Annotated in this window: 14 protein-coding genes; 3 read left to right on the forward strand and 11 right to left on the reverse strand. The window is 71.0% G+C overall.

Annotation, left to right across the window (positions count from 1 at the left end; translation table 11 throughout):
• The 5 genes from VBO01S_RS27815 to VBO01S_RS27835 all read right to left on the reverse strand — a co-directional run.
• Nucleotides 1–500: 5-oxoprolinase subunit C family protein (locus tag VBO01S_RS27815; RefSeq protein ID WP_169805096.1), on the reverse strand; the 500-nt coding region annotated here is incomplete at its 3' end.
• Nucleotides 497–1,144, reverse strand: coding sequence for a 5-oxoprolinase subunit PxpB (pxpB, locus tag VBO01S_RS27820; protein ID WP_062481459.1), 648 nt, complete (start codon nt 1,142–1,144; stop codon nt 497–499). The genes pxpB and VBO01S_RS27815, both read right to left, overlap by 4 nt.
• Nucleotides 1,145–1,184: 40 nt before the next feature.
• The gene (gene coaD / locus VBO01S_RS27825; protein ID WP_062481439.1) at nt 1,185–1,688 is read right to left on the reverse strand and encodes a pantetheine-phosphate adenylyltransferase; all 504 of its coding nucleotides are present in this window, start codon (nt 1,686–1,688) and stop codon (nt 1,185–1,187) included.
• Nucleotides 1,689–1,731: 43 nt separating this feature from the next.
• Complete coding sequence (locus VBO01S_RS27830) at nt 1,732–2,394, reverse strand: RsmD family RNA methyltransferase (RefSeq protein ID WP_062481442.1); 663 nt, start codon at nt 2,392–2,394, stop codon at nt 1,732–1,734.
• A gap of 36 nt (nt 2,395–2,430) precedes the next feature.
• Nucleotides 2,431–3,066, reverse strand: coding sequence for a LysE/ArgO family amino acid transporter (locus VBO01S_RS27835; protein ID WP_062481444.1), 636 nt, complete (start codon nt 3,064–3,066; stop codon nt 2,431–2,433).
• A 79-nt stretch (nt 3,067–3,145) separates the two neighbouring features.
• Between VBO01S_RS27835 and VBO01S_RS27840 the strand changes: the two genes are divergently transcribed.
• Nucleotides 3,146–4,057, forward strand: a complete 912-nt coding sequence (locus VBO01S_RS27840; protein ID WP_062481446.1) for a LysR family transcriptional regulator ArgP — start codon at nt 3,146–3,148, stop codon at nt 4,055–4,057.
• Between the two features lie 14 nt (nt 4,058–4,071).
• Here the strand turns inward: VBO01S_RS27840 and VBO01S_RS27845 are convergent, their stop codons facing one another.
• Together VBO01S_RS27845 and VBO01S_RS27850 are read right to left on the reverse strand one after the other, a co-directional pair.
• Nucleotides 4,072–5,436, reverse strand: coding sequence for a M16 family metallopeptidase (locus VBO01S_RS27845; RefSeq protein ID WP_062481448.1), 1,365 nt, complete (start codon nt 5,434–5,436; stop codon nt 4,072–4,074).
• A gap of 18 nt (nt 5,437–5,454) precedes the next feature.
• On the reverse strand, nt 5,455–6,900 hold the full coding sequence (locus VBO01S_RS27850; protein WP_095746684.1) for a M16 family metallopeptidase: 1,446 nt from the start codon (nt 6,898–6,900) through the stop codon (nt 5,455–5,457).
• Between the two features lie 29 nt (nt 6,901–6,929).
• Here VBO01S_RS27850 and ftsY point away from each other — a divergent pair, with 29 nt between their 5' ends.
• A complete protein-coding gene (gene ftsY, locus VBO01S_RS27855) occupies nt 6,930–8,246 on the forward strand; it encodes a signal recognition particle-docking protein FtsY (RefSeq protein ID WP_062481450.1) in 1,317 nt (438 codons plus the stop codon).
• Between the two features lie 128 nt (nt 8,247–8,374).
• Here the strand turns inward: ftsY and VBO01S_RS27860 are convergent, their stop codons facing one another.
• The 3 genes from VBO01S_RS27860 to VBO01S_RS27870 form a co-directional block, all read right to left on the reverse strand.
• Nucleotides 8,375–9,418 carry a hypothetical protein gene (locus VBO01S_RS27860; protein WP_062481451.1) on the reverse strand — a complete coding sequence of 348 codons (1,044 nt, stop codon included), beginning with the start codon at nt 9,416–9,418 and terminating at the stop codon, nt 8,375–8,377.
• A 193-nt stretch (nt 9,419–9,611) separates the two neighbouring features.
• Nucleotides 9,612–11,411 carry an ATP-binding response regulator gene (locus tag VBO01S_RS27865; RefSeq protein WP_255221221.1) on the reverse strand — a complete coding sequence of 600 codons (1,800 nt, stop codon included), beginning with the start codon at nt 11,409–11,411 and terminating at the stop codon, nt 9,612–9,614.
• A complete protein-coding gene (locus VBO01S_RS27870) occupies nt 11,408–12,127 on the reverse strand; it encodes a response regulator transcription factor (protein ID WP_062481454.1) in 720 nt (239 codons plus the stop codon). The genes VBO01S_RS27865 and VBO01S_RS27870 overlap by 4 nt, the downstream gene beginning before the upstream one ends.
• A gap of 156 nt (nt 12,128–12,283) precedes the next feature.
• Here VBO01S_RS27870 and VBO01S_RS27875 point away from each other — a divergent pair, with 156 nt between their 5' ends.
• Nucleotides 12,284–12,748 (forward strand): Mpo1 family 2-hydroxy fatty acid dioxygenase, encoded by a 465-nt coding sequence (locus VBO01S_RS27875; protein WP_062481456.1) that lies wholly within the window; start codon nt 12,284–12,286, stop codon nt 12,746–12,748.
• Nucleotides 12,749–12,801: 53 nt separating this feature from the next.
• On the opposite strand, the gene VBO01S_RS27880 is transcribed toward VBO01S_RS27875, so the two are convergent.
• On the reverse strand, nt 12,802–13,388 hold a 587-nt coding region (locus VBO01S_RS27880; protein WP_062481458.1), incomplete at its 5' end, for an aminotransferase class IV.

Genomic DNA, 13,388 nt, shown 5'->3' on the forward strand with positions numbered 1-13,388 from the left:
TGGTCGGCACCGAGGCGCGAAGCGCCCAGCGCGAGCCGGTCTCCCTTGCGCAGCGCGCGGCCCTCGTGGCCGCCGAAGCCGGCCTTGAGGTCGGTGCTGCGCGAGCCGAGCACGGGTGCCACGTCGATGCCGCCGGCCACCGCGAGCCAGCTGCGCAGGCCGGCCTTCGGCGTGCCGGGCGCGTTGGCGCCGGCCAGGCGCAAGGTCTGGCCGGCACGCACCGGCACGCTCCAGCAGGGCCACAGCGGCACGCCGTCGAGCGTGGCGCCGAAGTCGTCGCCGGTGAGCGCGATGCGGGTGTCGACTTCGAACTGCAGCTCGCAGCCGCCCATGGTGAATTCGATGCCGGCCGCCGCATCGGCGTTGCCGGCCAGCCGGTTCGCCAGTGTGAGCGCAAGCATGTCGAGCGCACCGCCCGGGCAGATGCCGAGCTGGCGCAGGCCGGGCCGCCCGAGGTCCTGCACCGAGGCATGCACGCCGGGTTTGCGCACGAGGATCATGTCTGCAGGCTTTCGACGACGAAGCGCACGCGGTCGCCGGGGCGCAGCAGCGTAGGTGATTCCGCCGAGGGATCGAACAGCTCGAGCGGCGTGCGCCCGATGAGCTGCCAGCCGCCCGGCGACACCAACGGATAGATGCCGGTCTGCTCGCCGCCGATGCCGACCGAGCGCGCGGGCACGGCGGTGCGTGGTTCGGCGCGGCGCGGTGTCGCGAGTTCGGGCGCCAGCCCGCCCATGAAGGCGAAGCCCGGCAGGAAACCGAGCAGGTAGACCACGTAGTCGCCGCCGCTGTGGCGTCGCACCACCTCGGCTACCGAGAGCCCGGTGTGGGCCGCCACGTCGGCCAGGTCGGGGCCGTGCTCGCCGCCGTAGGCCACGGGAATCTCGATGCGTCGCCCTTCGGCGGCATGGGCCGCGAGCCCCGGCCAGGCCTGGAGCACGCGCGCCGCGAGTTCCTCGAACGCCACGGCGGTCGGGTCGAAGGTCAGCGTGAGGTTGTTCATGCCCGGCAGCGCTTCGCCGACGCCGGGCCAGGCCAGCACCTCGGCGGCCAGCGCCCAGATGCGCTGCTGCTGCGCCAGCGTGGCGGGCGCGGGCAGGTCGCACACCAGCGCCGCATCGCCCAGCGGATGCAGGCGGGGCAAGGGGGTGGCGCTCACCTCAGCGCGAAGCCTGGGAGCGGGCTCATTCCCTACCGAGGCTGCGGACCTTGGCGGTCAGCTGCTGCTCGACGTTCGGCGAGACGAACTTGTTGACCTCGCCGCCGAGCATGGCGATCTCGCGCACGAAGGTGCTGGAGATGAACTGGTACTTGTCGCTCGGGGTCAGGAACACGGTCTCGACGTCGGGCATCAGCGAACGGTTCATGCCGGCGAGCTGGAACTCGTAGTCGAAGTCGGTCACGGCGCGCAGGCCGCGCACCATGGCCTTGCCGCCGCGCGCGACGACGAAGTCGCGCAGCAGGCCCGAGAAGCTCTCGACCGTCACCTGGTCGCTGTAGGGCTTCACCGCCTCGCGGGCCATGTCCATGCGCTCGGAGAGCGTGAACAGCGCCTTCTTGTGGTGGCCCGCCGCGACGGCGACGATCACCTTGGAGAAGAGTTGGGTTGCACGCCGCACCACGTCCTCGTGACCGAGGGTGATGGGGTCGAAAGTGCCGGGATAAACCGCGATCACGTTGCTGGCCATGGTTGCTTCTTCCTCATGCTGCCGGTGCGGCTTGTCCGGCGGATTATGCAGGCACGGACACAGCGCGGCGCAGCAGATGGGCATGCACGGCGCCGGCCTTCAGGTAGCGGAATTCGGCCAGGCCCAGCGCGGCGAGCTCCTCGGCGGCCCAGCGGCGCGGCGCCTCGAGGTAGATCGCGCCGTCGGCGTGCAGCGCGCGCGCGGCGGCGCGCAGGGCCGGCTCGTACAGCGCGAGGTTGTCGAAGGGCGGATCGAGAAACACCGCCTGCAGGCTGCCCGCCGTCGCACGCTCGAGCGCGGTGACGCCGTTGCCGCGCTCCACGCGCACGGCCTCGGCCGAGAGCTTGGCCTTGGCGGCCTGCAGCTGGGCGACCAGCGCGGCGTCCTGCTCGCACAGCAGCACGTGGGCCGCGCCGCGCGAGGCGGCTTCGAGGCCGAGCGCGCCGGTGCCCGCGAAGGCGTCGATGCAATGCCAGCCCGGCAAGGCACCGCCGCCCACGCCGGCCAGGCTCGCGAGCCAGTTGAACAGCGTTTCGCGCACGCGATCGGGCGTGGGGCGCAGGCCGGGCTTGTCGGCCACGGCCAGGCGGGTGCGCTTCCACTCGCCGCCGATGATGCGAACCTCGCTGGGCCGCGACGGGCGCTTGGCGGCAGGGGCGCGCGAGACGGGCGCGGCGGCGTTCTTCTTCGGGGGCTTCTGGGGCATGCGGCGAGCTTAACGCCGCGGCCGGCCCCCCTTCACTCAGTAGCCCATGAACGCGCGGCGGGCCAGCAGCGCGGCCAGCACGAGCATCGTGCCGCCGATGAGCGCATCGAGCATCTGCCAGGCGCGCGGGCGTGCGAACACCGGCGCCAGCAGGCGCGCGCCGAAGCCCAGCGCGGTGAACCACAGCACGCTGGCCAGCGTCGACCCGGCCACGAACCAGGCCTTGAGCAGGCCCGGGTACTGCGCCCCGGCCGTGCCCACGAGCAGCACGGTGTCCAGGTAGACGTGCGGGTTCAGCAGCGTGAAGCCGGCGGCCTGCGCAACCACCGCGGCACGCGAGCGCGAAGCGCCCTGCGCCACCGTCTGCAGCGCGCCCGGCTGGCGCGAGCGCCACAGCGCGCGCAGGCCGTAGCCGCAGAGAAAGGCCGCGCCGAAGCCCGCGAGCAGCGTCGCCAGCATCGGCCGCCCCTTCAGCGCCTGCGCCATGCCGGCCACGCCGGCGGCGACCAGCACCGCGTCGCAGACGGCGCAGAACAGCACCACCGCGCTCACGTGCTCGCGGCGCAAGCCCTGGCGCAGCACGTACGCGTTCTGGGCGCCGATGGCGACGATGAGCACCAGGCTCATGAAGAGCCCGTTGAGGAAAGCGGTGGAGGCGTGAACGGCGGTCATGGTCCGAGCTTGCCGTCCGCAGCCGATTCAATCAAACTAAACTTTCTAACGCCGATTCAGTTTTACTTCATTCACAACCATGCTCGACTACGCCGCCCTGCACGCCCTTGCCGCCGTGGTGCGCGAAGGCAGTTTCGAGCGCGCCGCCCGCGCGCTGCACGTCACGCCCTCGGCGGTGTCGCAGCGCGTGAAGCTGCTCGAGGAACGCACCGGCGGCGCGCTGCTGGTGCGCGGCCAGCCCTGCGTGGCGACCGAGGCCGGCCTGCAGCTGTGCCGGCATGTCGAGCGCGTGGGCATGCTGGAGCACGAGCTGCGCGAGGCCCTGCCCGCGCTGGGCATGGGCAGCGGCGAGGCGCACGAGCGGGTCACTGTGCGGGTGGCGGTCAACGCCGACAGCCTCGCGACCTGGTTCATGGCGGGCGCCGCCGCCTTCGCCGCGCAGGCGCCCGACGCCCTGCTCGACCTCACGGCCGACGATCAGGACCACACGGCCGAGCGGCTGCGCAGCGGCGCGGTGCTGGCGGCCGTGACCGCGCTGGCCCAGCCGGTCACGGGCTGCAACAGCGAGGCGCTGGGCACGGTGCACTACGTGGCCGCCGCGAGCCCCGGTTTCGTGGAACGCCATTTCGCCAAGGGCGTGGGCGCGCGCACGCTGGCCGCGGCGCCGAACCTGGTGTTCGACCGCAAGGACCGGCTGCAGGCGCGCTGGGTGCGCCGCATCTGCCACCGCAACGTGGAGACGCCGCGCCACTGGGTGCCCTCGCCCGCCGCCTTCGTCGAGGCGGCCTGCCGCGGCATCGGCTGGGGCATGCACCCGACCAGCATGGTGGCCGATGCGCTGCGCGATGGCACGCTGGTGGAACTGGTGCCCGGCGCGACGTTGCCGGTGCCGCTGTACTGGCAGCACGCCCGCGCGGCGCCGCGCTTGCTGGCGCAGCTCGGTGCCGCGGTGCGCGAGGCCGCGCGCAGCGGGCCGCACGCGCTGGCCTGAGCTTTTCTTTCTTCTTACTGCGCCGCGGCGGCCTGCTTGCCGCCCACCACCACCGTCACCATGCGCTGCGGCTGCAGCTTGCGGGCGAACGCGGCCTGGATGTCGGCGGCCGTGACCGCGTTCATGCGCGCGGTCCAGGTGTCGAGGTAGTCCAGCGGCAGGCCGTACCAGGCGATATTGGCAACGTTGCCGATCAGCTTGCGATTGCTGTCCAGGAGCAGCGGGAAACCGCCGATCAGGTTGTCCTTCGCGGCCTTGAGCTCCTTCTCGGTCGGGCCTTCGGCCACGAACTTCGCGAGCACGTCGCGCGAGACCTTCGTCGCCGCCTCGGCCTGGTCGGGCCGGGTCTGGAAGCCGATGCGGAAGGCGCCCGCGTCGAGCCCCGGCGCGAAGCCGCTGTACACGCTGTAGGCCAGGCCGCGCTTCTCGCGCACCTCTTCGGTCAGCCGCGAGACAAAGCCGCCGCCGCCAAGCACGTAGTTGCCGAGCGTGAGCGCGAAGTGGTCGGGGTCCTGGCGCGGGTAGCCGGGCTGGCCGATGAAGACATGGGCCTGCGCCGAGTCGAACGCGATGCGCTCGTCCTTCGGCGCCGTGAGCGCCACCACCGGCGCGATGGCCGGCAGCGGTGCGCAGGCGGCGGGGCTGGGCAGGCGCGACAGCAGCGTGGTCGCCAGCGCCTCGGCCTCGGCGCGCGTGACCGCGCCCACGATGCTGAGCTTGGCGCGGCACGGCAGGATCAGCTGCTCGTAGCGCTGGCGCATGGCGGCGGTGTCGATGCGCGCCAGCGTGGCCTCGGTCACTTCCTGGCCGTAGGGGTGCGTGCCGTACACGGCCTGCGCGAAGGCGCGGCCGACGACGGTCGCGGGCTTGGTGTTGGCTTCCTTGATGGCGGCGTTGATGCGCTCGCGCTCGCGCGGCCAGATGTCGTCGGGGAACGAGGGCTCGCCGATCTCACGTGCGGCCAGGGCCACGGCCTTGGTCAGCAGCGCCGGGTCGGACAGCGTGCGCAGCGTGTAGCTGGTGCGGTCGGTGCCGGCGCTCACGTCGAAGCTGGCGCCCAGGTCGGCCCAGGCCTCGCCCAGCGCATTCTGGTCGAGCGCGGGCTCGCCGTTGCGTCCGGCGCGCACGCCCTTCTCGACCATCGCGGCGCTGGTGCTGGCCAGCCCGGCCTGCGCGGCCGGGTCGCGCCGGCTGCCGGCGTCGAAGTCGATCTGCACGTCGACGATCGGCAATGCGTTGGTCGACACCAGGTACACCTTGGCGCCGTTGGCCAGCGTCCAGTGCTGGATGGGCAGCGCGGCCTGCGCGCTGCCCATGCCGAACATCGCGGTGATGCCCGCCAGGAGGGCGGTGCTTGCAATCTTGTGGAGGTTCTTCATGAGGGAATCCGGTGCCTTTCAGCGCATCTCGCCCGCAGGGGCTGCGAAGCCGCGGCCGCGCTTGGGTTCGGGCGGCAGGGGCCGCAGCGTGGCGACCGTGAGCTGGTCGTCGCCGAAGTACTTGGCGGCCACGGCCTGCACCTGCGCCGCCGTCACGGCTTGCAGCCGGGCGACGATGCGCTCGCTGGCGTCCAGCGGCAGGCCCTGGATCCAGTTGCTGCCGAGTTCGCGCGCCTGCGCCATCACCGAATCGCGCTTGTAGGTCTCGCTCGCCACCCACTGCGTCTTGACGCGGGCCAGCTCGGCCTCGCCGACGCCCTCTTTCGCCACGCGCGCCACCTGGGCGCGCAGCGCGGCCTCGACCGTCTCGGCGGTCTTGCCGGCGGCCGGCACGCCGTCGAGCATGAACAGCTGCGGACCACGGCCGATGAAGCCCGCGTACGCGCCGGCCGAATCGGCCACGCGGCCAGGGCCCTGCGTGAGCGCGCGGTCGAGCCGCGCGCCGGCGTAGCCGTCGAGCACGGCCGAGAGCACCACCAGCGCCCAGGCGTCGCTGTTGGCGTCGTCGATGTTGGTGAGCTGCGGCACGCGGAAGGCGAGCGACACGTACGCCTGCTCGGCCGGGGCCTTGAATTCGAGGCGGCGGATGCCGCGCTGCGCGGGCTCGGTGCGCGGCTTGCGCTCCGGCACGGCGCGTGCGGGGATGCTGCCGTAGTACTTCTCGGCCAGCGCGCGCACGCGCGCCACGTCGACGTCGCCGGCCACCACGAGCACGGCGTTGGCCGGCACGTACCAGCGCTGGAAGAAGGCGCGCGCATCGGCGGGCGTCATCGATTCGAGGTCGCTCATCCAGCCCACCACCGGGCGGCGGTACGGCGACGCGGTGAAGACGGCCGCGCTCTGCTGCTCGCCGAGCAGGGCGCGCGGCTGGTCGTCGGTGCGCAGGCGGCGCTCTTCCTTGACCACCTCGATCTCGCGCTTGAACTCGTCGTCGGGCCACTGGTTGTTGGCGAAGCGGTCCGATTCGAGCTTCATCACCTGCTCGAGGCTGCCGACCGGGATCTGCTGGTAGTAGCCGGTGGCGTCGCGCATGGTGAAGGCGTTTTCCTGGCCGCCCAGAGCCGCCACGCGGCGCGAGAACTCGCCGGCCGGCACGCTCTTCGTGCCCTTGAACAGCATGTGCTCCAGCACGTGCGCCACGCCCGTGGTGCCATCGACCTCGTCCATGGACCCGACCCGCACCCAGACCATCTGCACCGCCGTCGGCGAGCGCCGGTCGGTCTGCACGATCACGGTCATGCCGTTGGCGAGGGTGAATTGCTGGGGGCCCGGGGCCGCGGCGGCAGGGGTCGACGCGGCGGGAGCGGGGGTGGACTGGGCCTGCGCGGGCACGGTCCACAGCGCCGAAAGCGCCAGGGCCAGCACCGCACCAGACGCAGCGCGGCGTGGCGAGAGGTGTTTCATAGAATGGGTCGGATTGTAAAAAGCTCCCGATGTTCAGTTTCTTCAAGAAAAAACCACCTGCCGATGCCCCGGTGACACCGGCCCCGCCGCCGACCGCCGAACCCGCGCCGCCCCCGGCCGCGGAACCCGCACCGGCACGCTCGGTGTTCTCGCCGTCGAGCTGGTTCGGGTCGAAGCCTGCGGCGGAAGCGCCTGTTCCCCCACCTGCACCTGCACCTGCACCCACACCTGCGCCGGCCCCCGAGCCGACACCGGCCACGCCCGTGGTGGCGCCAGCGCCCGCGCCAGTTCCGGTCGCCGCACCTGCGCCGATCCCTGCGCCAGCGCCTGCTCCCGTTCCTGCACCCGCTCCCGTCATTGCGCCACCGCCGCCCCCTCCGGCGCCCGTGCCCGCACCGCCTCCCGCGCCCGTCGCCGTGGTCGCCGAACCGGCCCCCATCGCCACCGAGCGCAAGAGCTGGTTCGACAAGCTCAAGACCGGCCTGCGCAAGACCGGCACCGGCATCCAGGCGGTGTTCGTCAACGCGCAGATCGACGACGCGCTGTATGAAGAACTCGAATCGGCGCTGCTCATGGCCGACACCGGCGTCAAGGCCACCGAGTTCCTGCTCGACGACCTGAAGGGGCGCGTCAAGCGCCAGATGGCCACCGACGCATCGCAGGTCAAGCGCCTGCTGGCCGACGCCGTCACCGACCTGCTCAAGCCGCTGGAGAAGCCGCTGGTCATCGGCGAGTACACGCCCACCGTGATCATGGTGGCCGGCGTCAACGGCGCGGGCAAGACCACCTCCATCGGCAAGCTCACCAAGCACCTGGCCACCGAAGGCGCCTCGGTGCTGCTGGCCGCGGCCGACACCTTCCGGGCGGCGGCGCGCGAGCAGCTGCTGGTCTGGGCCGACCGCAACACCGTCGAGATCGTAAGCAACGAAGGCGGCGACCCGTCGGCCGTGAGCTTCGACGCGGTGAACGCCGGCAAGGCGCGCGGCAAGGACGTGGTGCTGGTCGACACGGCCGGCCGCCTGCCCACACAGCTGCACCTGATGGACGAGCTCAAGAAGATCAAGCGCGTCGTCACCAAGGCCGACGCCACCGCGCCGCACGAGGTGCTGCTGGTGATCGACGGCAACACCGGCCAGAACGCGCTGGCGCAGGTCAGGGCCTTCGACGAGACCCTGGGCCTCACGGGCCTCATCGTCACCAAGCTCGACGGCACCGCCAAGGGCGGCGTGCTGTGCGCCATCGCGCGCGAGCGGCCGATTCCGGTGTACTTCATCGGCGTGGGCGAAAAGCTCGAAGACCTCGAGACCTTCAACGCCCGCGAGTTCGCGCAGGCGCTCCTGGGCTGACCGGCGCTTTCGCCGCCGTTCGCTTCGGTCAAAAAAAACGGTCCCCGACTCGCGCCGGGGACCGTCAGCTCCCTGTCTTTCTTTTTTCTCCCTTTGTATTTCCCCCTGCGTGTGTGCCTCTTCGGGAATCAGAAACCGAACAGTGACGTCGGACCGCACACCGGGCTGGCGTTGCAGTCGGTCGGTGTGAAGTAGTAGGCCTTCTGCTCGCCGGTGCTCAGCGCAAGGTGGCCGAGCAGCGCTGCCTTCTTGGCCCCTTCGGCGTTCGCCTGCTGGATGAGGGCTGTGGTGTTGGTGGCTGGTGCAAGCGAATAGAAGTTGAAGGTCGTCGACTGCGACAGGTCCTTGGCGTAGAGCACACCGTTGCCCCCCGCAAAGATCAGCTCCGCCCGAAAGCGGAAGCCACGGGCGCCGCGCTCGTTGAACTGCGCAAGGTAGTCAGCGTGGTCGTTGATGGGATCGCCCATTTCATAAGCGAAGGTGGCGTTGCCGACCGAGCTTTTCTCATAGACGGTGACCATGCCCGCCGGATCTCCGGTTCCGAACTCGGCTGTCCGGTTGAAGAAACCGCTCGCACCCTGAGTGTTCGCCTGTGTCAGGTAGTCCGCCTTGCTCTTAGGCGCAAGCTCGACACGGTAGCTGTAGGTGGCAGTGTCGGCGCTGCTCTTGCGGTAGAAGTAGAAGGTCTCGCCACCGACGATCCACTCGCCCGCCCATTGGAAGCCCCGCGCACCAGCTTCGTTCAGCTGGTTCAGCAGGTCCGCGTTGGAGGTGGCCTGCGGCTTCTTCTCGTAGCTGTAGGTCGCATCGATGGTCTTCACGAAACCATCAACCTGATCGACAGTGGTCGGGCTGACCATGAAAGAAAAACCGCTCAGGAAACGGAACCCGCGCGCGCCCTGCGCAGCGAGGCTGTCGAAGAAGGCCGACGCGGTGGTCGCAGCCGGCAAGCCCTCGTACAGGAAAGTGGTCGCGCCCGGATTCGGCGCCGGCGCCGGTGCCGGTGCCGGGGCCGGTGCTGGTGTGGGCGCAGGCGCCGGGGCTGGCGCCGGCGCGGGCGGCGGCAACACGAAGCCACCACCACCACCGCCGCCGCTGCCCCCACCTCCGCACGCCGTCAGGGCCAGCAGCGCGGCCGTCGCGGCGGCCACTGCAGCAGGTTTGAAATTCATGGGCACTCCCTTGTCGATTCTTGTTCGGGGGCAACGCGGACCGCAGTCCGTCGACGCCGTGGAAACCCGAAATTACGACGGGGCCGATGTTCCCGGCAGTGCCAAAAGTCATTGCATGTGTGCCCATCCGAATCGATCGGCACGCAATGAACTACAACGTATTCACTTTCGACCGCAAGCTGTGTACGGGACGCTACGACGCCGCTGCGAGCCCCGCCATGGCCTGCAGCAGCGCATCGGGCGCCACGGGCTTGAACAGCACGGGCACACCCGACTCGCGCACGCGCTGCAGGCGGTCGGGCGAGGTCTCGCCGGTGATCAGCAGCAGCGGCAGCTCGGTGCCCAGGTGCCGACTCAGGCGCAGGCCCACGTCGAGGCCGTCGACGCCGTCGGCCAGGCGGTAGTCGCACATCAGCAGGCCGAAGGGCCGGCCCTCGGCGCGGGCCTGGTGCAGCGCCTCGGCCGCGGCGGCCTCGTCGGCGACGGCGTGCGCATCGATCGCGTGCGAGCGCAGCAGGCCGGTCATGGCCTCGCGGATTTCGAGCTCGTCGTCCATCAGCAGCACGCGGCCGGGCAGCGTGGCCGCGCGCCGACGTGCAGCCAGTTCGGCACTGCCGGCCGGGAACGGTCCCACGAGCGCGCTGACCTGCGGCGGCACGGTCGGCAGCACGACACGGAAGTGCGTGCCGCGGCCCGGGCGCGAATGCATCTGCACCGGATGGCCCAGCAGGCGCGACAGGCGACGCACGATCGACAGGCCGATGCCCAGCCCGCGCGCGCGGTCGCGGCCCGGGTTATCGATCTGGTAGAACTCTTCGAAGATGCGGTGCGACTGCTCGGGTGCGATGCCGATGCCGGTGTCGCGCACCTCGATCCACACAGTGTCGCCACGGTCGCGCGCCGTCACGGTCACGCCGCCCTGCACGGTGTACTTCAGCGCGTTGTCCATCAGGTTGGACAGCATGCGATGCAGCAGCTGCGGATCGCTGCGCACCCACAGGCCGCTGGCGCGCACGCGCAGCTGCAGCTCTTTCTGCTCCGCCTGCGCCGAGAAGGTGTGGTTGAGCGGCAGGAACAGCGCATCGAGTTCGACCGGCTGCGGCGACGGCGTGATGACGCCAGCGTCGAGCCGCGACACATCGAGCATGGTGTCGAGCGAGGCGCCCAGCGCGTTCACGGCGCGCATCAGGCGCTCGGCATTGCGGCTCTCGGGGCGGCCACGCAGTTCGTTCTCGAGCGCGGCGCCGAACAGCGCGATGGCGTGCAGCGGCTGGCGCAGGTCGTGGCTGGCGGCGCCGAGGAAGCGGGTCTTTTCTTCGCTGGCGCGCTCGGTGGCGGCGATCTGCTCGCCCAGGCGCGCGGCCAGCGCCTCGTTCTCGAAGCGCAGCATGAGCGAGTCGGTCAGCAGCCGGTGCTGGCGCACGCCGGCGTGCAGCGTGAGCATGAGGTAGGCCGAGCCCGCCGCGGCCAGGAACAGGTGCAGGCCGTCGCCCTGCCAGGCCAGCGCGATGATCATGCCCAGCGACATGGGCAGCGTGTAGCCGAACAGCGCGGGCTTGAGCGGCCACAGCGACTGCGCGGCGCGCGCGCAGCTGCCGACGATCACGGCCATCAGCAGCGAGGTCATGGGCAGGTTCTCGTGCGGCACGATGAACCAGGGCACCACCGCCGTGATCATGCTCACCAGCGTGACCATGCGCGAGATCTTGCGCGCCCAGTACGGGCTCTCGGAGGCCGGCTTGTCGGGCGTCCAGCGCGGCGTGAAGAACACGTAGATGTCGACCGCCACCAGCGCCGCCATCCAGAACAGCAGGCGCGCATCACTGAGCTGCGAATAGATGATGCAGCCGAACACGATCACGAAGCCCAGGTGGGTCAGCGTCGAGATACCGTAGGTGTCGTAGACCGAGCCGACGTGCTCGCGCAGCACGCGCTGGCCGAGCAGCTGGCCGGCGGCGGCGTCGCCGCGGCCCGCCAGCGTGGCGCCGCTCAACGCAGCATGCTGATCAGCTGGGCGCGCGAGCGCATGCCGAACAGCAGCAGGATGGTCGAGACATGGTTCTTCACCGTGCCCTCGCTCAGGTTGGCCAGTTGCGCGATCTCCTTGTTCGCCTTGCCTTCGAGCACCCACTGCAGCACCTGCATCTGGCGCGGCGTGAGCTCCTGCCAGGCGCTGGCGTGCGCGAACTCCGCGTACCCCGACAGCGACTTGGGCAGCGACGCGGGCGGCAGCGGCTGCTGCGGCGTGCCGTCGGCCTCGAACAGGCCGCAGGCGCGGATGAAGCCCACCATCTCCTTCAGGTCGGCGGACTTGGGCAGGAAGGCGCTGGCACCGAGCGCGAGCGCGCCCTGCGCCAGCGTGCTGTTGGCGGTGCCCGAGAGCACCACGACGCGCGCCGCCGGAAAGCGCAGGCGGAACTCGGCCAGGCCGCTGAGCCCGTGCGTGTCGGGCAGCGCGAGGTCGAGCAGCACGAGGCCGATGGCCGCCTGGTTCGCCGCGTAGAGCGCGAGCGCGTCGGCGATGTTGCCGGCCTCGAACACCGCGATGCGCGCGCCCGAGGTGGCGGCCTGGGCCTGCACCAGCGCGCTCACGCCCAGGCGCAGCAGGTCATGGTCGTCGACCACCAGGATCGCGCCGGACACGCCGGCGGGCACACCGATGTCGGTGGTGGGCGGCAGGGGTGCGGAGGGGGAGTCGAAAGAGGCCACGGATTTGATCTTAGCGGCGCAAGCCCCGCGCGACAGTGCCCTAAGTCATGGCGCTCTGGCCCTCGCCCTCCCCCGGGACGACGCCACTTGCCATCGCCCGGCGCCGTGGGCACCATGAGACTCTTGCCGCAACGCACGGCGCCCCGGAGACCTGCCATGACCCACACTGCCGCCGCCCCGCTCGCCACCAGCGAGCGCAAGGTCGACCGCCTGCTCGCCCACTACGAGGAGAGCCACCGCCATCCGACCAACGAACTGATCCACTTCGTGGCCATCCCCGCGATCATGCTGAGCATCGTCGGGCTGCTGTTCGCGATCCATCCGTGGGTGGCCTACGCCTTCGTGGCGGCCAGCCTCGTGTACTACGCCCTGCTGCGCTCGCCGGCCTTCCTCATCACCATGCTGGCGCTCACGGTGCTGGCGCTGGTGGCGGTGCATGCGATGGGCACCGCGGTGGCGCCGATGTCGGCGGCGATCTTCGTGGTGGCGTGGATCTTCCAGTTCGTCGGCCACAAGATGGAAGGCAAGAAGCCGTCGTTCTTCGAGGACATCCAGTACCTCTGGGTCGGTCCGCTGTTCGTGCTGTCGAAGCTGTTCGTCAAGCTCGGCATTCGCTGGTAGTCCCGCAAGCCCGGCCACGCCGGTGCGCAGCTTCCGCGCGCGAGAGGCTTCCTTCAGGGCGACGCGAGCGGCTCGGCCGCATAGGCCTGGTGCAGCAGCTCCACGAAAGCCGGCGCTGGCGGCAACACCACGTCGCCGATGCGCTGCACCGCCACGCCCGGCGTCCACGAGTTCATGACCACGGCGCCGGCCAGCGCGGGCAGGTCAGCCATCCGCAGCACCTGGCTGCGCTGCGGGACACCGAGCCCTTCGAGCTGCCGGCGCACGATGCCCATGGTGGTGCCCACGAGGATCTCGGCCTCGGGCCACACCACCGCCTCGCCGTCCCAGAACGCCAGGTTCCAGATCGACGCTTCGCCGAGCCGGCCGTGCCGGTCGAGAAAGGCCGCGTCGTCGAAACCCTGCGCGACGGCCTGGCGCAGCAGCTGGGTCTTGGCGCCTTCGCCGACGTGCTTCACGGATGGCAGGAAGCGCTCGTGCTCGATCGCGGCCAGGGTCAGCGGGCCGGCGGGGCCGTTGGAAGACGGGCCGGTGCGGATCAGCACCTCGGGCACCGCTTCGGCCGCGGTGAACTCGCCAACCGGGGAGTAGGCGGTGGCCGTCAGCGACAGGTCCGCCGGGCCGGCCGCGAGCGCCGCCC

The sequence above is a fragment of the Variovorax boronicumulans NBRC 103145 genome (assembly GCF_001591345.1).
Lineage (GTDB): Bacteria > Pseudomonadota > Gammaproteobacteria > Burkholderiales > Burkholderiaceae_C > Variovorax > Variovorax boronicumulans.